The organism is Nesterenkonia sp. DZ6, assembly GCF_022565835.1.
In the GTDB taxonomy this organism is placed as follows: domain Bacteria; phylum Actinomycetota; class Actinomycetes; order Actinomycetales; family Micrococcaceae; genus Nesterenkonia.
Map to the genome: position 1 here is coordinate 302,711 of NZ_JAJOYW010000002.1, position 25,163 is coordinate 327,873.

The following is a 25,163-nucleotide window of genomic DNA, read 5'->3' on the forward strand; positions in this document are numbered from 1 at the left end:
TTGCCCACGTCTCAGTGTGAGCTGAGTCAAGGATGCCTGACTCCGCAGGATTGTTCAACAATCCGAGCGAAGTTGGTGCTGAATCCTGGTGCCAGCCCGGTTTCTCAGTCCTGCCGGCATTCAGCCCTGGTGGTGTTCAGTCCTGACGCGAGTGGCGTTCCAGGAACTCGTAGACCTCGGTGGTGTCCACCCCGGGGAAGGCCCCCTGGGGCATGGCCGCGAGCAGGTGGCTGTTGGCGCGGGCGGCAGGCCAGGCCTGTCCCCCCCAGCGGGCGGCGAGCTCCGCCGGGGGCTGCCGGCAGCAGGTCGGATCGTCAGGACAGCGCGAGGATGAGCGCGAGGTGGTGTCGGAGCCGCGGAACCATTTCACGTGCTCGAAGGGCACTCCGATGGAGAGCGAGTACAGCCCCGAGGAGTGCGCCTCGGTCCGCGCGGTGCACCAGAACGTTCCGACCGTGGTGTCGGTGTACTGGTGGAATGATCGGAACTTGTCATCGACCTCGAAGACCTGGCGCGAGGTCCACTGCCGGCAGATCGTCTGACCCTCGATGGCTCCGGAGTGATCCGCCGGGAAGTTGACCCCGTCGTTCTCATAGGCCTTGTGCAGGATCCCGGACTCGTGGACCTTCTGGAAGTGACACGTGATCCCCAGGTGTTCGGTGGCGAGATTGGTGAACCGGTGGGCGGCAGACTCATAGGAGACGGCGAAGGCGTCCCGCAGGTCCTCGATGGCGATCTCCTTGCGCGACTTGGACTCCTTCAGGAAGCGCACGGTGGTGGCCTGGGGCATCAGCAGGCTCGCCGCGAAATAGTTGGTGTAGACACGCTGGCGCAGGAATTCGGAGTAGTCCTCCGGCTCGGTGTGACCCAGCACCTGATGGCCCAGCGCCTGGAGCAGCACCGAGCGGGCGTCCCACTGCCGCGCGGTTCCCTGGGTCAGGTAGATGATCCGGTTCTTCTGATCCGTCACCGAGCGGGTGGATTCGGGCAGGTTCTTCACGAAGCGCAGCGAGAACCCGAGGTGCGCGGCGATGTCAGCGGCCACATGGTGGGACAGCGGACCTTCGCGGTGATCCACCGCGTCCAGCAGCTCCTGGGCGGCCGCCTCGATCTCCGGGTAGTAGTTGTTCCTGGCGCGCATCTCCTCACGCAGCTCCGTATTGGCCCGCCGCGCCTCCTCCGGAGTGGCGGCCTGCTCCTCGAGACGACGGCGCAGCTCACCTTGGAGCGCGACCAGCGATTCCAGGACATCCATGGGCAGACGGTTGCTGATCCGCACCGCGGGCAGGTTCAGCGCCGCATAGAGCGGACCCCGCTGCGCCTTCTCCAGCTCGATCTCCAGTGCCGCGCGCTTCGAAGGCGGATCGGCGCCGAAGAGGTCGTCGAAGCTGACCTCCAGCGCCTTGGCCAGCTGCTGCAGCTGGGAGAGCTTGGGCTCGCGGCGGCCGTTCTCCAACAGCGAGAGCTGACTGGGCGCGGTGCCCAGCGCCTCGGCGAGCGCATCAAGGGTCATCCCGGCCTGCTTGCGCAGATGGCGCACGCGTCGGCCAAGCGCGATCAGGTCGAAGCCCTCGTCCTGGGAGGCTGCTGAGGCGCGCTCGAGGGAGCGAAGCTGGGTGCGCTGCGACGATTCCCTCACGTTTGAGGTTTCTCGTACTGTCCGCATATCAAAAAAGCATACCCGCCACCGAAGCCTGCCCGGTGACGCGCACCACTGGCACCTCCGAGCTCACCGTGAGGCGGGTCACCACAATTGCAGCACGAAGTCAAGCATTGACAGGTCACAATCAGGTGATATACGGCTTTTGGTAAGGTCGAGAATCATCGACTTCTACGAAGGAATGATCTTGAACTCCAGTACTGCCGAGCCTGCGGTCCGAGCGCGGAACGTCTACAAAGCCTTCGGCAAGCGCCCCGAGGAGATCGTCCGACGCATCAAGGGCGGCGCGGATCGCGAGGACGTCACGGACCTGGGCACCGCCGCTGTCATCGACGCGAGCTTCGACGTGCAGCCGGGCGAGGTCTTCGTGGTGATGGGCCTCTCCGGCTCCGGAAAATCCACGCTGATCCGCATGGTCAACGGCCTGCTGCCTGCGACCGCCGGCAGCATCGAGGTCGGCGGTGAAGACATCGCCCGACTCTCCGCGAAGGAGCTGCGCCGCGTGCGCCGCGAAAAGGTCTCGATGGTGTTCCAACACTTCGCGCTCTTCCCACACCGCACCGTCGGGCAGAACGCCGCCTACGCCCTGGAGGTCCAGGGACTCAACCGCTCAGACCGGGAACGCAAGGCCGACGAGGCCCTCCGCATGGTGGGCCTCACCGGCTGGGGCGGATCCATGCCGGACGAGCTCTCCGGAGGCATGCGCCAGCGAGTCGGTCTGGCCCGCGCACTGGCGGCCGGCACCGAGGTGATGCTCATGGATGAAGCCTTCAGCGCCCTGGATCCCCTCATCCGACGAGAGATGCAGGACCAGCTCGTGGAGCTGCAGGAGCAGCTGGGCAAGACCATCCTGTTCATCACCCATGACCTCAACGAAGCCATGCGGCTGGGCGACCGGATCGCAATGATGCGCGACGGACGCACAGTGCAGATCGGGACCTCTGAGCAGATCCTCAACGACCCGGCCAACGACTACGTCGCCCAGTTCGTCCAGGACGTGGATCGCACCCGAGTCCTCACCGCCGGCGCCATCATGGAACCTCCGGTGGCGGTGCTCGGCACGGAACAGGGGCCCCGCACCGCACACAAGCTCATGCGCGAACACCAGACCAACGTGCTGGCGGTCGTCGACCGCGGAAAGAAGCTCCACGGCTTCGTGCACGAAGATGCTGTCGCCGCGGCAGTGGCCCAGGGCGCGAACACGCTCGACGGGCTGCTGCAGCCGGCCCCCTCGGTGCATGCCGAGACTCCGCTGGCCGAGCTGATGACCCAGGCCGCGCAGAGCGAAGCAGGGCTGGCAGTGATCGATGACGCCGGCCGACTTGAAGGGATCATCGCCCGCGTGACGCTGCTCAACGCCCTGGCGGAGCCGAAATACACCGGCCATGACGCCTCAGAGGCGGTGGGCACCCGATGATCACCACTGCTCAAGAGACTGAAGGAGCCGGGGTCCCCCGGCTGAACGTCGGCGAATGGATCGAGACCGGCTTCGGCTGGGTCAACGACAACCTCGGCGCCCTGTTCGACCTGATCCGAACAGTCGTCTCAACTCTGACCGGCGGCCTGGACGACCTGCTCAACACTCCGGATGCGCTCCTGCTCGCCGTGGCGTTCTCTCTCCTGGGGTGGCTGGTCAAGGACTGGAAGCTGGGCCTCCTCTCGATCGTGTTGCTGGTGTTCGTGATCAGCATCGATCAGTGGGAGAACGCCATGACCACGCTGGCCCTGGTGGCAGTGGCAGCCGCCATCGCCCTGGTGATCGCGATCCCGCTCGGAATCTGGGCTGCCCGGTCTGACCGGGTCAGCGGCGCGATCAGGCCGGTGATGGACCTGATGCAGACCATGCCGGCCTTCGTCTGGCTGGTTCCCGTGGTGACGCTGTTCAGCATCGGCGTCACCAGCGGTGTCGTCGCCACCATCATCTTCGCGCTTCCTCCCGGGGTGCGGTTCACCGAGCTGGGCATCCGGGGGGTCGACGCCGAGGTGGTCGAGGCGGGCCATGCCTTCGGCAGCACTCCCGGGCAGATCTTGCTGCGCATCCAGCTTCCGCTGGCGCTGAAGACCATCATGGCCGGCGTCAATCAGGTCATCATGTTGGCGCTGTCCATGGCCGTCATCGCTGGCCTCGTCGGGGCCGGCGGACTCGGCGGCGAGGTCATGCGAGCCATCGGCAGCCTGGACATCGGCCTGGCGTTCGAGGCCGGGCTCGCCGTCGTCGTCCTGGCCATCTATCTGGACCGCGTCACCTCCGCCATCGGTCACGGCGGCATGGCCGTGGGACGGATGTCGAAGCTGCTTCGTCGCGGCCGTCCTCGACGAAGCCCTGAGCCCGCCCCCGCCAAGACCACGTGATCCGGCCTCGCCCGCTGGGCGAAGCCACCATCCGAGAACACAGACCAGAGACCGCATCGCACCCGCACACAACAGATTGAGGCACATCATGAGTACACGAACTGGCACAGCATCGAAGTTCATCGGCGTGACCGCCGCGGCAGCCCTCGCGCTGACCGCCTGCGGCGGCGGCGACGACGCCGCGGAGAACGGGGACGAGGCCGAGGCCGGCGGCACCGTCACCCTGGGCATCATCCCCAGCTGGACCGATGGTCTGAGCATGGCCTACCTCTGGCAGGGCATCCTCGAGGGCGAGGGCTACGACGTCGAGATCGAAGAGATCAACGACGCCGCCCCGCTGTACACCGGCGTCGCCCAGGGCGACATCGACGTCTACCCGTCCGCATGGCCCGAGGTCACCCACGCTGAGTACATGGACGAATACGGTGACGATCTCGAGGATCTCGGCGCGTACTACGAGGGCGCCGTGCTGACCCTGGCGGTGCCCGAATACACCGAGATCGACTCCATCGCAGAGCTTGCCGACAACGCCGAGGACTTCAACGGTCAGGTCATCGGCATCGAGCCAGGTTCGGGCCACATGGGAGTCACCGCCAATGACGTGTTCCCGACATATGGGCTCGACGAGAACTTCGAACTCGTGGAATCCTCCACCGCGGCGATGCTGACCGAGCTGGGCTCCGCCATCGATGACGAGGAAGACATCGTCGTGACGCTGTGGCGTCCGTTCTACGCCTACGGCAACTTCGACCTGAAGGATCTCGAAGATCCCGAGGGTGCGCTGGGCGAGCCAGAGACGCTGAACTTCATCGCCAACTCCGAGTTCTCCAGCGAGTTCCCCGAGGTCGCCGAGTGGATGGGCAGCTTCACCCTCTCCGATGAGGAGTACGCCGAGCTCGAGGACATGATGGTCAACGAGTACGCGGACAACGAGGAAGAAGCCGCTCAGGCCTGGATGGAAGACAACGCCGATATGATCGACTCCCTCAAGGAGTGATCTGTCGAGGGTGATCAGGTCCTCCCGATCACCGTCTGCCGATCACCGCCTGCTGATCAGCAGGGCGTGATCCAGACGCAATGACAGAGACCCCCGGTCCCGTTCCGAGTCATGGACTCGGATGTGGGACCGGGGGTCTCCGTCTGTGCTGCAGCTGCCAGCCGCCGGTCAGCGGGCCCGCTTCTGAAGCAGGATCGCACCGCCGGCGTCGTCCTCTGAGGCGCTGAAGGTGATCGCCCGGATGGTGCCGGCCGGAAGGCCGACCAGCTCCTCTGCCCGGGTGAACATCTCCTGCCAGATCTCCAGCTCATCCTCGCTCTCGATGCCGAGCAGCGAGATGAACGGAGCCCTGCCTTCAGAGACCAGACGGCGCGCACGCCGCTGGATGTGCAGCGCGAAGTCAACCAGTCCTGCCGAGAGCGCCTCCCCCTTGGAGAAGATCCGGTCCTCGGACCGGGTCAGTCGCCGGGGTGTCGCAAAGGCCGAAGGTGGTTCCACCAGGTACCGCTCAACCAGCGCCTTCCAGGAGGCCTCGGCCTCCTCCGCACTTCCGCGCCGCCCCACCGGGCTGGGCGCGAAGTTCCGCTGCGGCTGCAGCTCCGGCGCCTCGAGTTCGGCGATGCGTGCGCCGAATTCGCGGTGCAGGGTGCTCAGGAAGGTCAGCGCATCCGCGGTGAACACCTCATTCTGCCGCGGTGCCCGCGGCGCATTGAGTGTGATGCCGTTGATCGTGATGCCGTTGCTCGACGTGGCCTCGGCCGGATCGGTGATGCTCTCGTTTCCGGATGTGGTGCTGGAGCGGAAAGAGGTGCTGGTCTGGGCGTTCATGGCTGACTCCTTTGTCAATGCCGGTGGATCAGTGGAATTGTCCTGCTTCGGTGGAACCCTTGTAGGCCACCGTCGAGGACTCGGGGTTCAACGTGGTGGAGATGGCATCGAAGTATCCGGTGCCGACCTCGCGCTGGTGCTTGGTGGCGGTGTAGCCGTCTGCCTCTGCGGCGAATTCCTTCTCCTGCAGCTCCACATAGGCCTTCATCTGGTTGTCCTTGTAACCGCGCGCCAGCTCGAACATCGAATAGTTCAGCGCGTGGAAGCCGGCCAGGGTGATGAACTGGAAGGTGAAGCCCATGGCGCCCAGCTCACGCTGGAACTTCGCGATGGTCTCGTCGTCGAGGTGCTTCTTCCAGTTGAACGAGGGCGAGCAGTTGTAGGCCAGCATCTGGTCCGGGTACTCGGCCTTGACCGCCTCGGCGAACTGCTTGGCGTACTCCAGGTCCGGGGTGCCGGTCTCCATCCAGATCAGATCGGCGTAGGGCGCGTAGGCCTTGGCCCGGGCGATGCAGGGTTCGATGCCGTTGCGCACCTTGTAGAAGCCTTCGGCGGTGCGCTCTCCGGTGATGAAGGGCTGGTCGCGCTCGTCGACGTCCGAGGTGATCAGGGTGGCCGCCTCCGCGTCGGTGCGGGCGATGACGACGCTGGGGGTGTTGTGCACATCGGCGGCGAGCCGGGCCGACTGCAGCGTGCGCACGTGCTGACCGGTGGGGATCAGCACCTTTCCGCCGAGGTGTCCACACTTCTTCTCCGAGGCGAGCTGATCTTCCCAGTGCACGCCGGCGGCGCCGGAGGCGATCATGGACTTCATCAGCTCGTAGGCGTTCAGCGGGCCGCCGAATCCGGCCTCGGCGTCGGCGATGATCGGGACCATGTAGTCCTCGACCGTGCGGGTGCCTTCGAGGTAGTCGATCTGGTCCGCGCGGAGCAGGGCGTTGTTGATCCGGCGCACCACGCTGGGCACCGAGTTGGCCGGGTAGAGCGACTGATCCGGGTAGGTGTGGCCCGAAAGGTTCGCGTCACCGGCGACCTGCCAGCCGGAGAGGTAGATGGCGCGCAGGCCGGCCTTGACCTGCTGGACCGCCATGTTGCCGGTCAGCGCACCCAGGGAGTTCGTGTACTTGCCCTCGGCGTGCTCTGCGGTGAGCTGGCTCCAGAGCTTCTCGGAACCGCGCTTGGCCAGCGTGTGCTCCTCCTGGACGTTGCCCTGCAGCTTGATGACCTCAGCTGCGGAGTAGTCGCGGGTGGTCTGTTCCCAGCGCGGGTTGGTGTCCCAGTCCTGCTGCAGAGCGTCGACCTTCTGCTGGAAGACCTCTTTGGTCTCGGGGCTGAGCCCACCCTGGGGCTGTGAGTTCTGGGTCTGCGACTGCGAGGCAATTGTCTCGGTCATCTGAATCTCCTTTGAATCGTGGACCTTGTTTCGGTGACAAGACCAGTTCACGCCCTGTGAAGCCCTGACGCCAGAGTTTTCTCATCAAAGATCTGCGTTTCTTTGCGCAATCGAAGAAACGTCGGAAGATTCGACCGAAGTTGATCTTCTACACTGTGTAGAAGACGCACGACAGATGTTTTCAGCCGTACATCACCCGATGAGGAGCACCATGACGAACCCCTCCACACCCACGACCTCCACGACGACTGCTCCTGCCGCTCCGGCGAGCCCGATGCCGCGACTGACCCTGATCGTCGGCGGCCTGCTGGTGGTGATCGGCATCATCGGCTATGTCGCCACCGACTTCGCCAGCATGACGGCGCTGATCCCCTCGGTGGTGGGCCTGCTGCTGCTGATCAGCGGCGGCATCGCGATGAAGAACCGCAAGCTCGGCGTCCATATCGCCCTGGCGGTCGCGCTGCTCGGCGCCTTCGGCATGATCATGCCGCTGATGAGCCTGCCCGAGCTCTTCGCCGGCGAGTCTGAGAACCCGGGAGCCGTGATCTCCTCGCTGGTCACAGTGATCGTGCTGGTGATCTACATCGTCCTGGGCGTGCGCAGCTTCATCGCTGCCCGCCGCTGGAAGGACGCACGCTGAGCTGAACCGGGCTGAGCTCCTCTGATCTGGACAGGAACAGCCGCTGCGGCTGAGGCTGCTCAGTCTGCGGAGCAGCGCAGGAGGCCGGGGACCATGTCGAGGTCCCCGGCCTCTTCCATGTCCTGGACCGCGAACTCCGACCCCAGGATCAGATCCACGCTGTAGTCGTCGCGCTCATCGACGTCCACCATGGTGTCGGGGATGTGCTGCTGCAGGGTATAGGCCTGCCGCAGACCCCGATCCCCCACCCGGATGATCCCGGCGAAGCCCGTGTCGGCGAAGTAGTCGTTGTCGACCTCTGCGACCCGGAAGCTCCGATCGCTGAGCTCATCGGCCACCTCATGGGCCAGACCGGGCGCGTTGGTGGTGTTGAACACCGAGATCCGGACCCGCTCGGGCACCACCGGCTGCTGCGTGCCGGAGGGGCACTGTTCCGCCGCGGTGATCGAACCGCGGCCGAAGACGCTCAGTGGCAGCGTCCCATTGATCATCAGCCAGCTGGCTCCGCTGATCAGTCCGATCACAGTCAGGGTGCCCAGCCAGATGAGAAGCCGCTGGGTGCGCGTGCTCGCGGGCCGGTGATCCATGGGTTCGATTCTAGAAGCTCCCCGGGTCCTGAAGGCTCAGCAGACATTCGCGGCGGGGCGGATCCGGCCGCATGAGGCGGCTGAAGACATTAAGAGCCCCACGTGCACCTGCCAGAGCCCGCTTACCCTTGCTACCTTCCGGTCCTGGGGGAGTTCAGCAGGATGGCACCGCACGTGGGGCCGGGGTTCATCGTATCTCGGCCTCATGCTTGAAGGCCAATGGAGCTCAGCGCTTGAGCGCGTCGGCGACGTCCTGGAGCAGCTTTGGGATGTCGTCGCGGTCGGTGATCGCCTCGATGAAGACCAGCTTCTCCCGGTTGCTCATGGTGTCCCTGCAGGCCGCCAGCAGCTCTGCCTCGGTGGTGACCCTGCGGTAGAGGTAGTCCTCCTCCGCTGCTCCGAAGAGCCGGGGCACCAGCTCCCAGCGCCACGGGGCGATGTCGTTGTAGACCTCATCGGGCCCGTGGATGGCCCGCTCCACGGTATAGCCGGCGTTGTTGACCAGCACCACCACCACGGGCAGCTTCTCGCGGATCATCACGCCCATCTCCTGGATGGTCAGCTGGGCGGAGCCGTCGCCGATCAGCAGCACCGGCCGACGGCTGGGGTCCGCGAGCCCGGCGCCGATGATCGCGGGCAGGGTGTAGCCGATGGAGCCCCACATGGGCTGACCGATGAACGTTGACTTCGCCGGGAACCGGTGGGAGGCCATCCCGAAGTAGCTGGTCCCCTGGTCCGCGGCGACGATGTTCGCCGATTCCAGCTGCGAGGCCAGCACGGCCCAGAGGCCGTCCTGGGTCAGCGGACCTTCGGAGGGTTCCCGAGGCGTCTCCGCGGCCGGAGCCTCCGCCGCGGGCATCGGGGCGACGTCGTCGAGCTCGGTGGTCACCCGGTGCAGCACTGCGAGCGCGTCCTGCAGCGAGATCGGGGTGAAGACCTCATGGCCCACCCGGGCGCCGAAGCGGGAGACGTCGATCATCCGGGCAGAGTCGAGGTCCATGGAGAAGCCGGCGGTGGTGTTGTCGGTGTATTCCACCCCGAGGGTGATCAGCGCATCGGCACCCTCGATGACCTCGCGCACCCGATCCTGAGAGGCGGCACCGGCGTAGATGCCCACGAAGTTCGGGTCCGATTCATCGACCAGGGTCTTGCCCCAGGCCAGCGTGGCGAAGGGCAGCTGGGAATCCGTGAGGAAGGAGGCCAGCTCCTCGGTGGCGCCGAGCCGGTGGACGAGAAGATCGGCCAGCACGGCGGCGCGCCGCCCGGGCAGGAAGCGCCGCACGGCCGCTTCGAAGGCGGCGACGGCGCGCGGGGTGGTCACCGGGAGATCGGTGGTCAGCGGCTCCGAGGGCGGGTAGGCGGCGATCTCGGCGACGTCGGCGGCCAGCATGAGGTAGCCGGGGCGACGGCGGAAGACGACGTCGCGCAGGACCCGGTCGATCTCCCAGGTGGCGGTGGGCGCGTCGAGATCGGCGTGGGCGCAGGTGACCTCTTCGGCCATCCGCAGGAAGTGCTTGAAGTCGCCGTCGCCCAGCGAGTGGTGGATCTTGCGGCCCGAGGCCTGGGTCTCCTTGGGCGGTGCGCCGACGATCTGGACCACCGGCACGGATTCGGCGTAGGAGCCGGCCACGGCGTTGATCGCGGAGAGCTCCCCGACCCCATAGGTGGTCAGGAAGGCGCCGATGCCGCGGATGCGGGCATAGCCGTCGGCGCTGTAGCCGGCGTTGAGCTCATTGGCGGAGCCGACCCAGCGGATGCTGCGGTGGGCCACCACGTGGTCCAGGAAATGGAGGTTGAAGTCTCCTGGAACGCCGAACAGCTCGGTCAGGCCGAGCTCAGCCAACCTGTCCAGCAGATAGTCACCGATCGTGTAGTTCTCGAGGGACTCATCCTGCGTGGTTTCGGACATCTCTTCTTCGGGCATGGGTCTCGCCTTCTGGTCGTGGCCGGCTCCAGCGATGCGGGTGGATCTGCTGGGCCGCCAACGGTCTACGGTGCCGCCAGTCTACGTGGGAGCCGTCACAGCAGGCGGTGCAGGAATAGCTGGCTTCGATCCCCTGTTCCTGCCGGCATACCTCTGATTGAAAGTAGGACTTCATGCGCGCAGTCACCCAACAGACATTCGGCGAGCCCTGGGACGTCCTCGACGTCGAAGACGTCCCCACCCCGGACCCCGGTGCAGGAGAGGCCCGGGTGCGGACCCTGCTCTCCCCCATCCACAACCATGACCTCTGGACCATCCGCGGGTCCTACGGCTTCAAGCCGGAGCTGCCGGCCCGCACCGGGTCCGAGGCAGTAGGCGTCATCGACGCCCTCGGTCAGGGCGTGGAGAACCTCACCGTGGGTCAGCGGGTCGCCACCGGCGGCGTCTTCGGTGCCTGGGCCGAGTACTTCATCGCCCCCGCCGCGGGCCTGATCCCGGTGGATCAGGACGCCGCCGATGAGGTCGCCGCCCAGCTGGTCTCGATGCCCTTCTCCACCATCGCCCTGCTGGACTGGTTGGATCTGGACGAGGGCGACTGGATCATCCAGAACGCGGCCAACGGCGCGGTGGGCCGGATGCTGGCCCAGCTGGCACCGACGCGGGGCATCAACGTGCTTGGCCTGGTGCGTCGCGACGAGGGTGTTGCTGAGCTCGACGCTCAGGGCATCACCGGGGTCGTCTCCACCGAGTCCGCTGGATGGCAGGACCGCGTCGCAGAGGTCACCGGTGGGGCGAAGATCGTCGCGGGCATCGATTCGGTGGGCGGGGAGGCCAGCAATCAGGTGCTTTCCCAGCTCGGCGAGGATGCCACGCTGGTGATCTTCGGCGCCATGGCCGGAGGCACGATGGCGCTGAACTCCGGGGCCATCATCTTCAAGAACGTCACGATCAAGGGCTTCTGGGGCTCCCGGGTGATGGGCGATCTGGCGCCTCAGCGCCGTGGCGAGCTGTTCACCGAGCTGCTCACCCGAGTCGCGGACGGCACCCTCTCGCTCACCGCCGAGGCGACCTATGCCTTCGATCAGGTGCGCGAGGCGGCGCAGGCGAACTTCGTGCCGGGCCGCAGGGGCAAGATCTTGCTGCGCCCGTAGCGGAGCAGCCTCGACGGCGCCCCAGACCGGGGTCACCGGGTCTGACGTGTCGGGTCTGGGACACCGAGTGTGGGTGTTTCAGCTGTTCGGCGGCTGGAACACCCAGGCGTCGCCGGGCAGCGCCTTCGGGTCGAAGGACTCCAGCGCCTGAGCCAGGGGGCCGGCGGGGAGTCCCAGCGAGATCAGCAGCAGGTCGCGCAGGGCCGCGGCGTCGATCCCCTGCTCCTGCAGGGCGGCCCGCGTCACGGCTCCGTCCCGCTTGGCCAGGCGCCTGCCCTCGACGTTGAGCACCAGCGGCACATGGGCGTACTGGACCTCCGCCGCTGCCTGCGGGTCGTAGAGCAGTCCGCGCAGGTAGGCCTGGCTCGGCGCAGACGGCGCCAGGTCGTCGCCGCGCACCACCTGGTCCACCCCGGTCAGATGATCATCGACCACCACGGCGAGGTTGTACGCCGGGGTCCCGTCGTTGCGCTGGACCACGAAGTCATCGACCTCGGTGGTGATCCGGCCCAGCAGCACGTCTTCGACGGAGAACCGCGTGGCCGCGCCGGTCTCGGAGCGGGGTGCGCGCAGCCGCACCGCCGCGGGACGCTCCGCTCGACGGCGCCGCCGCTCCTCCTGGCTCAGGTAGCGGCAGGTGCCCGGATAGGTTCCGGTCGGCGCGTGCGGGGCGCGCGCCGCCTCGTGGATCTCGCGGCGCGAGCAGAAGCATTCATAGGTCAGCTCGGCATGTTGCAGCTGCCCGATCGCTGCGCCGTAGAGGTCCATCCGTTCGGACTGACGGGTCCGATCGGCGCCATCCTGCGCGTCGAAGGTCAGCCCCATGGCCTGGAGGTCATCGAACTGCTGGTCCTCGGAGCCCGCCACCGTGCGGGCAAGATCGAGATCTTCGAAGCGCAGCAGGAAGGCCCGTTCGGTGGACCGCGCGAAGAGCCAGGCGAGCATCCCGGTGCGCAGGTTGCCCAGATGCAGCTCTCCCGAGGGGCTTGGTGCGTAGCGTCCAGCGGGCATCGTCCTCGCCTTTCCTCAGGTCAGATCTTGGCAGTGATCCATCCTACGGGGGCTCGATGTGCATTCTGCGCTGGTTCTCCGCTAGTATGAAGTCTGCTCTCGAGGGCCGCGCCGATCAGGCAGGCCAGCGGGACGCAGCCAGGAGGATTCGCCTAGCGGCCTATGGCGCACGCTTGGAACGCGTGTTGGGTTCACGCCCTCGGGGGTTCAAATCCCCCATCCTCCGCCGACAGAAGCCCGTCAGCCTGATAAACCAGGCTGACGGGCTTCTTCGTGTCCGGTGGCTCCGTGAGCTTCGGGCCCAGGGTAGCGTTGGCATGCGCAGCCTGCGGCCTCTGCCGAGGGCACCATCACTCACCCCTGGAGGGGTCATGCACAAGACAGTTGTTGCCGGGACCGGCTTCCTGGCAGCCCTGGCCCTGATCAGCTGCGCCGGAGCATCTGAGGAATCCGTGGAGCCGAGCGAGGCGTCAACATCTATGCCAACGGTCACGGCAGAGCCGGAGCCGGAACAGAGCCCCGCGACGGACGCGCCGGAGGATGCGTGGCTGGCCGAGGCCCGTGATTCATACCTGGACGACCTCGAAGCATGGCACCGTGAGTACTCCGGTGCCGGCTGCGTGGCCCACGAGCCCCAGTGCCGCGATCTCTTTGCCGAGGGCCTGCCGCTGATGGCCGACTACAGCTATTGGGTCCGCAATCAGACGGAGGGCCTCCCGGAGTACGTTCCGGCGTCCTACTCCGCAGATCTCGCGGCAGCCACTCGAGCGCTGGTGTCCTGGTCCTACGCCTGCCCCGATGACGAGGACTGTGCGGAGATCGCCCAGGATGCCGAATCACGCTCACTCGAGGTGATCACGGCAACCTCGGACTGGGCGGCGAAGTAGTTCTCCACGTCGGCCTCCGGGGTCGGCGTGCTGGCAAGCCTCAGCGACCGAAGAGCCGGCTGAAGAACCCGCCGGACGGGGCAGGCTCATGTCCGGGGCACCGCTGGGTGGCGCTGACCCCGCGCATCACTTGATCCACATGCTGGCCGCATCCGGCCCAGGTGGTCTTTCCGCAGGTCTTGCAGGTCACAGCTCGGCACATGGTGGCTCCTTCAGTGGGGTGGACGACAAGACAAGTATACCCCCCGGGGTATACGTGGCGAACCACCGACGTCGCGCAACGACGCGACCCCCCACATTGCCGCAGGCCATCTCCGCTTGCGGGCTTCCTGGTCTGCAGCACGCCGTGCACAGGACCCCGTTGGGATTCCCGATGGTCTCGGAGCCACTGGGCGCAGGTCGGGGCGCCGACCACGTGCGCCGATGAGACCCTGCCACAGGGGGCGCCGAGCTCACCGCTGGACGGCGGCGAGACCATCGGAGACCGAGGGGTCAGCTGCACCGCGAACCGGTACACCCGGAACCAGGAGCCCGGAGACCCCTTCGGTCCCGGGGAAGAGTCCGGCAGCTGCTGAGCTGACGCGGAAGAGATCGCGGCGCTGTGCGATGTCGTGGAGCTTCAGCCCTGCGACACCCCGACAGCCCTGCGACAGACCGAGTGCGGTCCGGCGCGAGCGCACGGGGCGTGCCTGCCGTGCGGTCAGCGGGTCTGCTGGCCCATCGGAGAGACGATCGCGTCCACGCGCTGGAAGGACTTCAGGTCCACGTAGCCGGTGGAGGCCATCGCGTGGCGCAGGCCGCCCATCAGGTTCGAGGAGCCGTCGGTGTGGTGGGCGGGTCCCCAGAGCACCTCCTGCAGCGGCGCCACGGTCCCGACCCGGGTGCGGTGTCCGCGCGGGAAGTCCTGGTGCACGGCTTCGAGCCCCCAGTGCCAGCCCTGACCCGGTGCCTCTTCGGCGCGAGCCAGCGTGGTCCCGAGCATCACGGCGTCGGCGCCCATCGCGAGGGCCTTGACCAGATCCCCGGAGGAGCCCATGCCGCCGTCGGCGATGACGTGGACGTAGCGGCCGCCGGATTCATCCAGGTAGTCCCGGCGTGCGGCGGCGATGTCGCTGATGGCGGTGGCCATCGGCACCCGGATGCCCATGGCGCGGCGGGTGGTGGTGGCTGCTCCGCCCCCGAAGCCCACCAGCACGCCGGCGGCACCGGTGCGCATCAGGTGCAGCGCGGGGGTGTACCCGGCGGCCCCGCCGACGATGACCGGCACGTCGAGCTCGTAGATGAACTCCTTGAGGTTCAGCGGGTCACCGTTCTGAGCGACATGCTCGGCAGAGACGGTGGTGCCGCGGATGACGAACATGTCCACACCGGCCTCGACGACCGTGCGGTAGAACTCCTGCGTGCGCTGCGGAGTCAGCGAGCCTGACACGACGACGCCGGCCTCGCGGATCTCGGCCAGCCGTGCGGTGATCAGCTCGGCCTTGATCGGCTCGGCATAGAGCTGCTGCAGCCGGCGGGTGTTGTCCGCGGAGACCTCGTCGGCGCCCAGCGCTGCGATCTCGGCGAGCACCGGTTCCGGGTCCTCATAGCGGGTCCACAGACCTTCGAGGTTGAGGACACCGAGGCCGCCCTGCTTGCCCAGCTCGATGGCCGTGGCCGGTGACATCACCGAGTCCATCGGGGCGCCGATCACTGGCATGGAGAAGGTGTACGCGTCGATGCGCCAGTCCAGACTCACGTCTGCGGGGCTGCGAGTACGTCGGTTCGGGACGATGGCGACATCGTCCAGAGCCCAGGCTCGGCGGCCGTTCTTGGCCAGGCCGATGGGGATCTCGTTGCTCAAAGCTGCTCCTTTACTAGCGCCGGTAGTTCGGCGCTTCCACCGTCATCATGATGTCATGCGGGTGCGATTCCTTGAGTCCGGCGGAGGTGATCCGCACGAACTTGCCCTTGTACTTCAACTCGTCGATGGTGTGCGCGCCCACATAGAACATGGTCTGCCGCAGACCGCCGGTGAGCTGGTGGAACACCACCTCGAGCGGGCCGCGGTAGGGCACCTGCCCCTCGATGCCCTCGGGGATGAGCTTCTCGTCGGTGGGGACGTCGGCCTGGAAGTAGCGGTCCTTGGAGAAGGAGGTGTTCTTCCCTCGGGTCTGCATCGCTCCCATGGAGCCCATGCCGCGGTAGGCCTTGAACTGCTTGCCGTTGTAGAAGACGAGGTCTCCGGGGGACTCCGCGGAGCCTGCCAGCAGCGACCCGAGCATCACCGAGTCGGCCCCGGCGACCAGCGCCTTGCCGATGTCCCCGGAGTGCTGCAGGCCGCCGTCGGCGATCACCGGCACGCCGGCGGGGATGGCGGCCTTTGAGGCTTCGTAGATGGCGGTGATCTGGGGAACCCCGACGCCGGCGACGATGCGCGTGGTGCAGATGGAGCCCGGTCCGACGCCGACCTTGACCGCGTCGGCTCCGGCGTCGATGATCGCCTGGGCCGCCTCGCGGGTGGCCGCCTGGCCGCCGATGACGTCCACGCCGGCCGCGGCCGGTTCCGCCTTGAGCCGCGCGATCATGTCCAGCACGCCGCGGGTGTGGCCGTTGGCGGTGTCCACGACCAGGGCGTCGACCCCGGCGTCGATCAGGGTCATGGCGCGCTCGAAGCCCTCGCCGAAGAAGCCCACGGCCGCGCCGACGCGCAGCCGGCCCTCCTCATCCTTGGTGGCCTGCGGGTAGCGGTCGGCCTTGTCGAAGTCCTTGATCGTGATCAGGCCCTGGAGCACGCCGTGGTCATCGACCAGCGGCAGCTTCTCGACCCGGTGCTCGGAGAAGATCCGCAGCACCTCTTCGTTGGGAATCCCCACATGGGCGGTGATCAGCGGCTGCGGGGTCATCTTCTCGTAGACCTTGGTGGTCAGGTACTGCTCGCGCGGGATGAACCGGGTGTCGCGGTTGGTGATGATGCCCAGCAGCTTGGACTCGCCGTCGACCACCGGCAGCCCGGAGACCCGGAAGTGGGCACAGAGCTCATCGAGGTCGGCGATGGTCGCGTCCGGGGTGATCGTCACCGGATCGCTGATCATGCCGGACTCGGAGCGCTTGACCTTGTCCACCTGCCGGGCCTGGTCCTCGATGGAGAGGTTCCGGTGCAGGATCCCGATGCCGCCCTGGCGCGCCATGGCGATGGCCATCGGCGCCTCGGTGACGGTGTCCATCGCGGCCGAGGCCACCGGGGACTGCAGCACGATGTTGCGGGAGAAGCGAGTCGCGGTATCCGCTTCGGAGGGGATCACGTCGGTCGCGCCGGGGAGCAGCAGGACGTCGTCGTAGGTCAGTCCGACGAAGCCGAAGGGATCATGCTCCGCAGCGCCGGCCGCGCTCGTCTGCTGATGAGTTTCAGTCACGGTGGTGCCTCTCGGGGTCAAAAGCGGGTGGCTCAGCGACAAGTCTACGTCCCGTCCACGTCCGCCCGGAGCCAAAGGCTTAGCACTCTGCTTGACCGAGTGCTAAGCCCGTCTATAAAGTTTCACCTAGCACTCGAGACCCTCGGGTGCCAGCTTGTCCGCGGGTCGTCAACCCGCGGATATCAGCCTGACGGGGCACCATCCGGCACCGCGACGACGGTTGGCCACTCCCAAGGCGTGCGACAGATTTCGGCTCGTCGAGCACCCCGGAAGCACCGGGAGGCTCTGCACGGGCCTGTGCTGATAAACCGAATCCACACCACGCAAAGGAGAGTACTGACGTGTCAGTCTCTATCAAGCCTCTCGAGGATCGCATCGTTGTTCGCCCCCTGGAAGCAGAGCAGACCACCGCTTCCGGTCTGGTCATCCCCGACACCGCCAAGGAGAAGCCCCAGGAGGGCAAGGTCGTCGCCGTGGGCCCAGGTCGCTTCGACGAAAAGGGCAAGCGCATCCCGGTTGACGTCTCCGAGGGCGACGTCGTCATCTACTCCAAGTTCGGCGGCACCGAGGTCAAGGTCAGCGGCGACGAGTACCTCGTGCTCAACGCCCGCGACGTCCTCGCCATCATCGAGAAGTAAGAACGGATTGCTGAAGGCTCTTCACAGACCTCATCACGATCCGATTCTCACACTCTCAAAGGAGCAGTAACCCATGGCAAAGCAGCTTGAATTCAGTGATGCTGCACGCCGCGCTCTGGAAGCCGGCATCGATAAGCTTGCAGACACGGTCAAGGTCACGCTCGGCCCGAAAGGCCGCAATGTAGTCCTGGACAAGTCCTGGGGCGCACCGACCATCACCAACGACGGCGTCACCATCGCCCGTGAGGTGGAGGTCGAAGACCCGTACGAGAACCTTGGCGTGCAGCTGGCCAAGGAAGTCGCCACCAAGACCAACGACGTCGCAGGCGACGGCACCACCACCGCAACGGTCCTCGCCCAGGCTCTGGTCAAGGAAGGCCTGCGCAATGTGGCCGCCGGCGCGGCACCGAGTGAGATCAAGCGCGGCATCGAGACCTCGGTCGCCGCCGTGACCCGCCGACTCCGCGAGAACGCTCGCGAGGTCGAGGGCCAGCAGGTCGCCAACGTGGCCGCGATCTCCGCGCAGAACGACGAGGTCGGTGAACTCCTGGCGCGTGCATTCGACGCCGTGGGCACCGACGGTGTGATCACCATCGAAGAGGGGTCCTCGACCTCCACCGAGCTGGAGATCACCGAGGGCATGCAGTTCGACAAGGGCTACCTGTCCCCGCACTTCGTCACCGACCCCGAGCGCCAGGAAGCGATCCTCGAGGATCCGCTGATCCTGATCAACCAGGGCAAGATCTCCAACATGGCAGAGTTCCTGCCGGTGCTGGAGAAGGTCCTGCAGGCCAAGCGCCCGCTGTTCATCATCGCCGAGGACGTCGAGGGCGAGGCCCTCTCCACCCTGGTGGTCAACAAGCTGCGCGGCACGCTCAACGTGGTCGCGGTCAAGGCCCCCGGCTTCGGGGACCGCCGCAAGGCCATGCTCGAGGACATCGCCGTGCTCACCGGTGGACAGGTCATCTCTCCTGATCTGGGCCTGAAGCTCGATCAGGTGGATCTGGAATCACTGGGCACCGCACGTCGGGTGACCGTGACCAAGGACGCGACCACCCTCGTCGACGGCGCCGGGTCCAAGGAAGATGTGGACGCTCGCGCGGCCACCATCAAGGCCCAGGCCGACGCCTCTGACTCCGAGTGGGACCGTGAGAAGCTCCAGGAGCGTCTGGCGAAGCTCTCCGGCGGCATCGGCGTCATCAAGGTCGGCGCGGCCACCGAGGTGGAGCTCAAGGAGCGCAAGCACCGCATCGAAGATGCCGTCTCCTCCACCCGTGCGGCTCTCGAAGAGGGCATCGTGGCCGGCGGCGGCACTGCGCTGATCAACGCCCTCTCCGTGCTGGACGAGGACGAGGACGTGAAGGCGCTCTCCGGGGATGCCGCAGCTGCTGTGGGCATCGTCCGCCGCGCGCTGGTCCAGCCGCTGCGCTGGATCGCTCAGAACGCCGGAGAAGACGGCTTCGTCGTCGCCTCCAAGGTCTCTGAGATGGCGCCGAACCACGGCTTCAACGCCAAGACCGGTGTCTACGGCGACCTGATCGCCGACGGCGTCATCGACCCGGTGAAGGTCACGCGCTCTGCTCTGCAGAACGCCGCCTCCATCGCGGCCCTGGTGCTGACCACCGAGACCCTCGTGGTCGAGAAGAAGGACGAGGACGACGATCACTGATCTCGTCTGACTCTCATCGCAAGGTGGGGCCCTGACCGTTCGCGGTCAGGGCCCCACCTGCGTCTGCGGCAGCTGCTGTTCGCGGAGGCTGCGGGTCGGGGCAGCTGCGGGTCGGGCTCGCTACTGGAGCTGGACGAGCTGCAGCACCAGCGGGAACGCCAGGAAGGCCACCACGTCGAGCAGCAGGTGTGCGATCACCAGCGGCATGACCCGGCCGTAGCGGTGGTGGAGCCAGCCGAAGATGATCCCCATCAGGAGATTTCCGATGCCCGGGCCGAGGCCCTGATAGAGGTGGTACGCCCCGCGCAGCGCGGCCGCGGCGAGGATGATCATCCAGATCCCCGCCCGAGGCCAGATCCGGCGAGCACGGTCGAAGAGGTAGGCGATCATGATCACCTCTTCCAACAGCGAATGCCGCAGCGCCGCCAGGATCAGCACCGGCGTGGTCCACCAGTGCTCTCCGACGTCGGCCGGAATGATCTCGGTGGTGATGCCTGCCGCCCGGCCCACCCCGTAGACCACCAGGGTGCCCAGCCCGATGATCAGGAACAGTCCGACCCCTAGGCCGAGGTCCCGGCCGGGACGGCGCAGATCCAGCCCGAAGCGCCGGAACGGGTTCACCCCCTGCAGGAAGAACAGATAGCAGACCAGCACCACCGGGAAGAGCGCGAACAGCGAGTCCAGCACCTGGTAGCTGAGGTCGAAGAACTCCGCCCGGGAGCGAGAGGTCTGCACCGTGGAGCTCTGCTCGGCCAGCGGCGCCAGGGTCAGCCGCTCGGCCAGCTGCAGCACCGCATAGACCGCGGAGCGGCCCAGCGAGAGCCCCAGCACGATCGCCAGCTCCCAACCCAGGAAGCGACGACTCATCGGCACCGGCGCTCCCGTCGCGGGCGCAGGGTCGGTGGCGCTGGCTGGCTGCTGACCGGAGACCTCCGGCGTCGTTGGCTTCACGATCAAGAGTCTAGGTCTGCCCGGCGCTGGTGGGTGTGGTCAGATGGAAGCTATGACTGAGACCTACACCCTGCTCGCCGTCTGCACCGGCAATATCTGCCGCTCCCCCGCCATGGATCGGCTGCTCGCCCAGGTCTTCTCCGCCGAGGACGGCATCGGGGTCCGCTCGGCCGGCACCCACGCTCACGTGGGCGATGACATGGAAGCCCAGATGAAGGACCGGCTCGCCGAGTACGGGGCAGACACCGCAGACTTCCAGGCCGAACAGCTCAGCGTCGAGATGATCCGCAGCGCCGATCTCGTCCTCACCGCCACCCGCGGACATGTGCGCGACATCCTCGCCGATGTTCCCGAGAGTGCCCAGAAGGTCTTCACCCTGCGCGAGTTCGTCCGACTCCTGGATTCGCTGGACGAGGCCACCTTCGACGAGGCTATGGCGGCCTCAGGGACCGCGGCGGAGAAGCTCGCCGCTCTGGTGCCGCTGGTTGCCGGGCGGCGCGATCACGCGCAGGCCCCCACGGCACAGGACGACGTGGTGGACCCGTACATGATGCCCGCTGAGGTCTTCGATGAGTCCTTCGACCAGGTCCGGGGACCCGTCGAGGCGCTGCGCGACGCCCTGCAGCGCTGACCCACTGGCCGCTGACCCACTGGCCGCTGACCCACTGGCCGCTGGCAACGAGCCGTGGCCCAGCCGCTCAGCGCCGCAGCACCGTTCCCGCGGCGCTCAGCGTCGGTCCGCGATAGCCAGCCCCGAACAGCAGCCAGTGCGCGGCCAGGCAGAGGAACTGATGCAGCGGGATCCGCTCCTGCCATCCCTGGCGCAGCGGGTGCTGCGACTGATAGCCGCTGACCACTTCGCCCAGCTGCGGGAACCCGAAGAGGTGCAGCAGCGCGATGTCGGTCTCCCTGTGCCCGGCATGGGCCGCCGGATCGATGAGCACCGACTGCACCTCCTGCACCTCCCCCGCCGCGGCAGGGGTCCAGAACACGTTCCCGGCCCAGAGGTCCCCATGGATCAGCGCGGGCGGCTCGGCATCGTCCAGCACGCCGGAGCCGATCCGGACCCGGCATCAGATCCTGCCCCCGAACCCGCCCCGGGCGAGGCCGCGAGGACCGGCACCACCGGCGCCCCGCCGTCGTCGGCGGCCTGGGTGCGCCAGCGCAGCCCGGCGGCTTCCACCATGGTGGCCTGGGGGTGATCTGCAGGAGCGTGTTTGATGAAGACCATGTGCCCCAACCTAGTCAGGACTAGACTCATCCGAGTGAGCGAATCAACCGAGAACCCCGCCGTTGACGCCTCCGAGGCCGTCCCCTCCCATGCGCTGCGCGAGGAGTATGTGGAGCTGGTCGGTCAGGTGCGCAAGCACCGGATCGCCTACTACCAGGACAACGAGCCGATCATCTCCGACGCCGAGTTCGACGTCCTCTTCGAACGCCTGGAGCAGATCGAGGCCGAGCACCCCGAGATCATCGCGGCGGACTCCCCCACCCAGGAGGTCGGCGGCGAGGCGGCCGAGGCCTTTTCTCCGGTGAAGCACCTGCAGCGGCTCTATTCCCTCGAAGACGTCTTCACACCTTCCGAGCTGCGCACCTGGTATGACCGCGCCAGCGCCGCGTTGGCGGTCCAGCGCCCGGAGGAGACCGTGAAGTGGCTGGTCGAGGTCAAGATCGATGGTCTGGCCATCAACCTGCTCTACCGCAAGGGCAGGCTCATCCGCGCCGCCACCCGCGGCGACGGCACCACCGGGGAGGACGTCACGCATAACGTGCTCACCATCGCAGACATCCCCGCGGAGCTCGCCGGGGAGGATCACCCCGAGGAGCTGGAGGTCCGCGGGGAGATCTTCATCCCCACCGCGGAGTTCCATGCCTTCAACGAGCGGCTCGCCGAGGCCGGCAAGGCCCCGCTGGCGAACCCGCGCAACGCCGCCGCCGGGTCGCTGCGGCAGAAGGATCCCGCGAAGACCGCCGAGCGGCCGCTGTCGATGTTCGTCCACGGCATCGGCGCGCGCACCGGCTTCGAACCTGGCAGCCAGCACGCCGCCTACGAGCAGCTCGCCGCCTGGGGTCTGCCGGTCAGCCCCTACACCCAGCTGCTCGCTGACTACTCACAGATCGAGGCTTACCTCGACGACCACCAGGCCAAGCGCCACGCGCTGGTCCACGAGATCGACGGGGTCGTCATCAAGGTCGACGACTTCGCCGCACAGCGCAGCCTGGGACACACCTCCCGGGTGCCGCGCTGGGCCGCGGCGTACAAATACCCGCCCGAGGAGGTGCACACCCGGCTGCTGGACATCATGGTCCATGTCGGGCGCACGGGCCGGGTCACCCCCTTCGCCATCCTTGAGCCCAAGAAGGTCGCCGGTTCGGTCGTCTCCCGCGCCACGCTGCACAACCGCGACGTGGTCAAGGCCAAAGGAGTGCTCATCGGCGACGACGTGATTGTCCGCAAGGCCGGAGACGTCATCCCCGAAGTGGTGGGCCCGGTGCTGCCTGCCCGGAGGAACCGAGAGGATGAGCTGGTCGAGTTCAGCTTCCCCACCCACTGCCCGATCTGCGGCACCGAGCTCGCCCCGGCCAGGGAGGGCGACGTCGACTACCGCTGCCCCAACGCCGAGAGCTGCCCCGCCCAGGTCAGCGAACGGGTCATCCACATCGGCTCCCGCGGCGCCCTGGACATCGAGGCGCTCGGCGAAGAGGCCGGGCTGGCGCTGACCAACCCGGATCTGCGCCGCCCCATCCCCGAGCTCATCGACTGGGACGAGACGAACGCCTCGGGCATCCGTCTGGACCTCGACGACGACGGCGCCCCCGCACCCCAGGAGCCGGTGCTCCACGGCGAGGCAGGACTCTTCGACCTGCGCGTGGAGGATCTCAAGGACGTCTACGTCTGGCGGGAGACCCGGCGCAGGAATCCCGAGACCGGGCAGCGCGAGTCCACCGGGAAGTGGGCGCCCTCGCTGTACTTCTGGACCAAGGCGCAGCTGACCAAGGACGGGGCCGTGAAGAAGGCCTCCGAGCCCACGGCCAACACCGTCGGGCTCTTCACCGAGCTCGAGAAGGCCAAGGCCCAGCCGCTGTGGCGGGTGCTGGTCGCACTCTCGATCCGGCACGTCGGGCCCAGCGCCTCCCGCGCGCTGGCCAACGCCTACGGCTCGATGGCGAAGATCCGCGCCGCCAGCGAAGAGGAGCTCGCCGGGATCGACGGGGTCGGCCCGAGAATGGCGTCCACGCTCACCGACTGGTTCAGCACCGACTGGCACTGCCGGGTGGTGGACCGCTGGGCCGCCGCCGGGGTCCGGATGGTCGATGAGATCGACGAGTCCGCCCCCCGCACGCTGGAGGGCCTGAGCGTGGTCGTGACCGGATCCCTGGAGGGCTACTCCCGGGACGAGTCCAAAGAGGCCATCATCACCCGCGGCGGACGCGCGGCCGGATCGGTGTCGAAGAAGACCGACTACGTGGTGGCCGGAGCCAACGCCGGCACCAAGCTGGAGAAGGCCGAGGCGCTGGGCGTCCCGGTGCTCGATGAAGAAGCGTTCACTGTACTGCTGAACAAAGGTCCCGACGGATTGGACGATGCATGACGAAGCCGAACCCGCAGAAGCTGCACGAGCTGCTCGAGATCGCCCACGAGGCCGCCGCCGCAGGCGCTGGCGTCCTGGCCGAGCGCGACGAGGTCTCCCCCTCGGGGCTGATCCTGGGTCAGGAGCACTCCGGGGTGGAGACCAAGTCCTCCGCCTCGGACCTGGTCACCGATTTCGACCGGCGCGCAGAGCAGGCGGTGCGTGAGGTGATCAACCGGCGCCGACCCTCCGACGAGGTCTCCGGCGAGGAGTACGGCACCACCACTCCGGCCCAGCCCAGCGGCTACCGCTGGTCCATCGACCCGTTGGACGGCACCACGAACTTCGTCCGCGGGATCGTCTACTACGGCACCTCGGTGGGCCTGCAGGGCCCCGACGGCAGCTGGCTGGCCGGCGTGGTCGCCGCCCCGGCGCTCGCGCGGATCTGGTGGGCCAGCGCCGGGGCCGGCGCCTGGAGCACCTACAGGGATTCCGAGCCGACGCGGCTTGGCGGACCGGTCGGGGAGCTCGACGCCGGCCTGCTCTCCACCGGCTTCGGCTATGACCCGGACCGGCGTGCCGAGCAGACCCGGGCGGTCACCGCGATGCTCCCGCACTTCGGCAACATCCGCCGCCTGGGTGCGGCCGCCCTGGACATCTGCATGGTGGCCGACGGCACCCAGACCGCCTACGCCGAGTACGGCATCTGGGAGCACGACTGGGCGGCCGGCGCGCTGATCGCCGAGGAGGCCGGAGTGTTCGTGCGCCGTCCGCTCGCGGCGGACAGCAGCAAGACCCCGGACTGGTGCGTCATCGGAGACATCGGCATCGACCCCAGCGAGCTCTCCCCAGCTCCGCTGACCAGCTGAGCACTGTGGACAGCGCCCACGTGCAGGAGGGTCCTGCTCAGACGGACTCGACCCAGATGCGGATCCGCGCCGCCACTCACGCCGACTGGGACCGGATCGCGGAGCTGACCGTGGCCGCCTATGTCGACGGCGGCTTCCTGACCGCTGGGGACTCCTACGTCTCTCACCTGAACGACGTCGAGACCCGCGCCCGAAGCTCCCAGGTGCTGGTCGCCGAGGTCCCCACCGACGACGGCGCCGCGGTGGCAGCCGCGGTGGCGGTCACCGACGCCGGAGGTCCGATGGCCGAGGTGGCACGTGAGGGTGAGATGGAGTTCAGGATGCTCGCCGTGGCTCCGGAGCACCAGGGTCGGGGCATCGCCCGGGCAATGGTGCGCCACATCATCGGGCTGGCCGAGTCGCGGCCGGAGATCCAGGCGCTGACCCTGTGCAGCCTGACCTCGATGACCACCGCACACGCCCTCTACCGCTCCGAGGGGTTCCGTCCGATGCCCGAGCGGGACTTCTTCCTGCCCGAGAAGTCAGCACGGTTCCCGTTCTTCCTGCGCGAGGTCTGACGCCGCAGGGCCCATGCGCAGGGCCCAGAGCGGTAAGACCTTCGCCCACCTGGCACGGGAAAGCCCGGTGACGCCTCTCCCC

23 protein-coding genes, 1 tRNA gene and 1 other RNA gene are annotated in these 25,163 nt (G+C 67.4%); 13 read left to right on the forward strand and 12 right to left on the reverse strand.

Going from position 1 to position 25,163, the window contains the following annotated elements; genetic code table 11:
- Positions 1-136: 136 nt before the first annotated feature.
- A complete protein-coding gene (locus LTH93_RS07025; RefSeq protein ID WP_370642708.1) occupies positions 137-1,666 on the reverse strand; it encodes a helix-turn-helix domain-containing protein in 1,530 nt (509 codons plus the stop codon).
- A gap of 181 nt (positions 1,667-1,847) precedes the next feature.
- Here LTH93_RS07025 and LTH93_RS07030 point away from each other — a divergent pair, with 181 nt between their 5' ends.
- The 3 genes from LTH93_RS07030 to LTH93_RS07040 all read left to right on the forward strand — a co-directional run bounded on the left by LTH93_RS07030 (position 1,848) and on the right by LTH93_RS07040 (position 5,009).
- Entirely contained in the window at positions 1,848-3,077 is a 1,230-nt protein-coding gene (locus tag LTH93_RS07030; RefSeq protein ID WP_241470537.1) for a quaternary amine ABC transporter ATP-binding protein, read from the forward strand.
- Positions 3,074-4,012, forward strand: a complete 939-nt coding sequence (locus tag LTH93_RS07035) for an ABC transporter permease (protein ID WP_241470538.1) — start codon at positions 3,074-3,076, stop codon at positions 4,010-4,012. Before LTH93_RS07030 ends, LTH93_RS07035 begins: the two co-directional genes overlap by 4 nt.
- Positions 4,013-4,100: 88 nt before the next feature.
- Complete coding sequence (locus tag LTH93_RS07040; protein ID WP_241465307.1) at positions 4,101-5,009, forward strand: glycine betaine ABC transporter substrate-binding protein; 909 nt, start codon at positions 4,101-4,103, stop codon at positions 5,007-5,009.
- 168 nt (positions 5,010-5,177) lie between these two features.
- Here the strand turns inward: LTH93_RS07040 and LTH93_RS07045 are convergent, their stop codons facing one another.
- Complete coding sequence (locus LTH93_RS07045) at positions 5,178-5,837, reverse strand: hypothetical protein (RefSeq protein ID WP_241465308.1); 660 nt, start codon at positions 5,835-5,837, stop codon at positions 5,178-5,180.
- A gap of 28 nt (positions 5,838-5,865) precedes the next feature.
- Entirely contained in the window at positions 5,866-7,230 is a 1,365-nt protein-coding gene (aceA, locus tag LTH93_RS07050; RefSeq protein WP_241465309.1) for an isocitrate lyase, read from the reverse strand.
- 211 nt (positions 7,231-7,441) lie between these two features.
- Here aceA and LTH93_RS07055 point away from each other — a divergent pair, with 211 nt between their 5' ends.
- Positions 7,442-7,870: a hypothetical protein gene (locus LTH93_RS07055; RefSeq protein ID WP_241470539.1), complete on the forward strand. Its 429-nt coding sequence runs from the start codon at positions 7,442-7,444 to the stop codon at positions 7,868-7,870.
- A 59-nt stretch (positions 7,871-7,929) separates the two neighbouring features.
- On the opposite strand, the gene LTH93_RS07060 is transcribed toward LTH93_RS07055, so the two are convergent.
- The 3 genes from LTH93_RS07060 to LTH93_RS07070 all read right to left on the reverse strand — a co-directional run bounded on the left by LTH93_RS07060 (position 7,930) and on the right by LTH93_RS07070 (position 10,381).
- Positions 7,930-8,457, reverse strand: a complete 528-nt coding sequence (locus LTH93_RS07060) for a LytR C-terminal domain-containing protein (RefSeq protein WP_241470540.1) — start codon at positions 8,455-8,457, stop codon at positions 7,930-7,932.
- A gap of 88 nt (positions 8,458-8,545) precedes the next feature.
- An RNA gene (gene ffs / locus LTH93_RS07065) (signal recognition particle sRNA small type) lies at positions 8,546-8,642 on the reverse strand.
- A gap of 41 nt (positions 8,643-8,683) precedes the next feature.
- Positions 8,684-10,381, reverse strand: a complete 1,698-nt coding sequence (locus LTH93_RS07070) for an alpha-keto acid decarboxylase family protein (protein ID WP_241470541.1) — start codon at positions 10,379-10,381, stop codon at positions 8,684-8,686.
- Positions 10,382-10,554: 173 nt separating this feature from the next.
- Between LTH93_RS07070 and LTH93_RS07075 the strand changes: the two genes are divergently transcribed.
- A complete protein-coding gene (locus LTH93_RS07075; protein ID WP_241470542.1) occupies positions 10,555-11,532 on the forward strand; it encodes a zinc-binding dehydrogenase in 978 nt (325 codons plus the stop codon).
- 78 nt (positions 11,533-11,610) lie between these two features.
- On the opposite strand, the gene gluQRS is transcribed toward LTH93_RS07075, so the two are convergent.
- On the reverse strand, positions 11,611-12,543 hold the full coding sequence (gene gluQRS / locus LTH93_RS07080; protein ID WP_241470543.1) for a tRNA glutamyl-Q(34) synthetase GluQRS: 933 nt from the start codon (positions 12,541-12,543) through the stop codon (positions 11,611-11,613).
- Between the two features lie 141 nt (positions 12,544-12,684).
- Here gluQRS and LTH93_RS07085 point away from each other — a divergent pair.
- Together LTH93_RS07085 and LTH93_RS07090 are read left to right on the forward strand one after the other, a co-directional pair.
- A tRNA-Ser gene (locus LTH93_RS07085) sits at positions 12,685-12,769 on the forward strand.
- 145 nt (positions 12,770-12,914) lie between these two features.
- Positions 12,915-13,430 carry a hypothetical protein gene (locus tag LTH93_RS07090; RefSeq protein WP_241470544.1) on the forward strand — a complete coding sequence of 172 codons (516 nt, stop codon included), beginning with the start codon at positions 12,915-12,917 and terminating at the stop codon, positions 13,428-13,430.
- A gap of 700 nt (positions 13,431-14,130) precedes the next feature.
- Here the strand turns inward: LTH93_RS07090 and LTH93_RS07095 are convergent.
- Together LTH93_RS07095 and guaB are read right to left on the reverse strand one after the other, a co-directional pair.
- Positions 14,131-15,273 (reverse strand): GuaB3 family IMP dehydrogenase-related protein, encoded by a 1,143-nt coding sequence (locus LTH93_RS07095; protein ID WP_241465317.1) that lies wholly within the window; start codon positions 15,271-15,273, stop codon positions 14,131-14,133.
- Positions 15,274-15,286: 13 nt separating this feature from the next.
- The gene (gene guaB / locus LTH93_RS07100; RefSeq protein WP_342357724.1) at positions 15,287-16,825 is read right to left on the reverse strand and encodes an IMP dehydrogenase; all 1,539 of its coding nucleotides are present in this window, start codon (positions 16,823-16,825) and stop codon (positions 15,287-15,289) included.
- Positions 16,826-17,166: 341 nt separating this feature from the next.
- On the opposite strand from guaB, the gene groES reads away from it, so the two are divergent.
- Positions 17,167-17,463, forward strand: coding sequence for a co-chaperone GroES (gene groES, locus LTH93_RS07105; protein WP_241465318.1), 297 nt, complete (start codon positions 17,167-17,169; stop codon positions 17,461-17,463).
- 73 nt (positions 17,464-17,536) lie between these two features.
- On the forward strand, positions 17,537-19,132 hold the full coding sequence (gene groL / locus LTH93_RS07110; RefSeq protein ID WP_241465319.1) for a chaperonin GroEL: 1,596 nt from the start codon (positions 17,537-17,539) through the stop codon (positions 19,130-19,132).
- Between the two features lie 120 nt (positions 19,133-19,252).
- Here groL and LTH93_RS07115 read toward each other — a convergent pair whose 3' ends face one another.
- Complete coding sequence (locus LTH93_RS07115; protein ID WP_241470545.1) at positions 19,253-20,083, reverse strand: CPBP family intramembrane glutamic endopeptidase; 831 nt, start codon at positions 20,081-20,083, stop codon at positions 19,253-19,255.
- A gap of 52 nt (positions 20,084-20,135) precedes the next feature.
- On the opposite strand from LTH93_RS07115, the gene LTH93_RS07120 reads away from it, so the two are divergent.
- Complete coding sequence (locus tag LTH93_RS07120) at positions 20,136-20,714, forward strand: arsenate reductase/protein-tyrosine-phosphatase family protein (RefSeq protein WP_241465321.1); 579 nt, start codon at positions 20,136-20,138, stop codon at positions 20,712-20,714.
- 67 nt (positions 20,715-20,781) lie between these two features.
- Here the strand turns inward: LTH93_RS07120 and LTH93_RS07125 are convergent, their stop codons facing one another.
- Both LTH93_RS07125 and LTH93_RS07130 read right to left on the reverse strand, forming a co-directional pair.
- Positions 20,782-21,132: a fructosamine kinase family protein gene (locus LTH93_RS07125; RefSeq protein WP_241470546.1), complete on the reverse strand. Its 351-nt coding sequence runs from the start codon at positions 21,130-21,132 to the stop codon at positions 20,782-20,784.
- Positions 21,102-21,314, reverse strand: a complete 213-nt coding sequence (locus LTH93_RS07130; protein ID WP_241470547.1) for a hypothetical protein — start codon at positions 21,312-21,314, stop codon at positions 21,102-21,104. The genes LTH93_RS07125 and LTH93_RS07130 overlap by 31 nt, the downstream gene beginning before the upstream one ends.
- Here LTH93_RS07130 and ligA point away from each other — a divergent pair.
- From ligA to LTH93_RS13490, 3 genes are read left to right on the forward strand one after another with little or no spacing between them, the layout of a single operon-like run.
- Positions 21,313-23,676: an NAD-dependent DNA ligase LigA gene (gene ligA / locus LTH93_RS07135; RefSeq protein WP_370642709.1), complete on the forward strand. Its 2,364-nt coding sequence runs from the start codon at positions 21,313-21,315 to the stop codon at positions 23,674-23,676. The two genes, LTH93_RS07130 and ligA, sit on opposite strands and share 2 nt — an antisense overlap.
- A complete protein-coding gene (locus LTH93_RS07140) occupies positions 23,673-24,524 on the forward strand; it encodes an inositol monophosphatase family protein (RefSeq protein WP_241465324.1) in 852 nt (283 codons plus the stop codon). The genes ligA and LTH93_RS07140 overlap by 4 nt, the downstream gene beginning before the upstream one ends.
- A 5-nt stretch (positions 24,525-24,529) precedes the next feature.
- Positions 24,530-25,081, forward strand: coding sequence for a GNAT family N-acetyltransferase (locus tag LTH93_RS13490; RefSeq protein ID WP_241470549.1), 552 nt, complete (start codon positions 24,530-24,532; stop codon positions 25,079-25,081).
- The last annotated feature ends 82 nt before the right edge of the window (positions 25,082-25,163 follow it).

Bases quoted from the DNA above. Each gene is read 5' to 3' on its own strand.
- LTH93_RS07045 (WP_241465308.1), bottom strand. From the start codon at position 5,837: ATGAACGCCCAGACCAGCACCTCTTTCCGCTCCAGCACCACATCCGGA.
- ligA (WP_370642709.1), top strand. From the start codon at position 21,313: ATGTGCCCCAACCTAGTCAGGACTAGACTCATCCGAGTGAGCGAATCA.
- aceA (WP_241465309.1), bottom strand. From the start codon at position 7,230: ATGACCGAGACAATTGCCTCGCAGTCGCAGACCCAGAACTCACAGCCC.
- LTH93_RS07075 (WP_241470542.1), top strand. From the start codon at position 10,555: ATGCGCGCAGTCACCCAACAGACATTCGGCGAGCCCTGGGACGTCCTC.
- LTH93_RS07130 (WP_241470547.1), bottom strand. From the start codon at position 21,314: ATGGTCTTCATCAAACACGCTCCTGCAGATCACCCCCAGGCCACCATG.
- LTH93_RS07040 (WP_241465307.1), top strand. From the start codon at position 4,101: ATGAGTACACGAACTGGCACAGCATCGAAGTTCATCGGCGTGACCGCC.
- LTH93_RS07120 (WP_241465321.1), top strand. From the start codon at position 20,136: ATGACTGAGACCTACACCCTGCTCGCCGTCTGCACCGGCAATATCTGC.
- LTH93_RS07070 (WP_241470541.1), bottom strand. From the start codon at position 10,381: ATGCCCGAAGAAGAGATGTCCGAAACCACGCAGGATGAGTCCCTCGAG.
- LTH93_RS07055 (WP_241470539.1), top strand. From the start codon at position 7,442: ATGACGAACCCCTCCACACCCACGACCTCCACGACGACTGCTCCTGCC.
- LTH93_RS07140 (WP_241465324.1), top strand. From the start codon at position 23,673: ATGACGAAGCCGAACCCGCAGAAGCTGCACGAGCTGCTCGAGATCGCC.
- LTH93_RS07025 (WP_370642708.1), bottom strand. From the start codon at position 1,666: ATGCGGACAGTACGAGAAACCTCAAACGTGAGGGAATCGTCGCAGCGC.
- gluQRS (WP_241470543.1), bottom strand. From the start codon at position 12,543: ATGCCCGCTGGACGCTACGCACCAAGCCCCTCGGGAGAGCTGCATCTG.
- groL (WP_241465319.1), top strand. From the start codon at position 17,537: ATGGCAAAGCAGCTTGAATTCAGTGATGCTGCACGCCGCGCTCTGGAA.
- LTH93_RS07090 (WP_241470544.1), top strand. From the start codon at position 12,915: ATGCACAAGACAGTTGTTGCCGGGACCGGCTTCCTGGCAGCCCTGGCC.
- LTH93_RS07035 (WP_241470538.1), top strand. From the start codon at position 3,074: ATGATCACCACTGCTCAAGAGACTGAAGGAGCCGGGGTCCCCCGGCTG.
- LTH93_RS07060 (WP_241470540.1), bottom strand. From the start codon at position 8,457: ATGGATCACCGGCCCGCGAGCACGCGCACCCAGCGGCTTCTCATCTGG.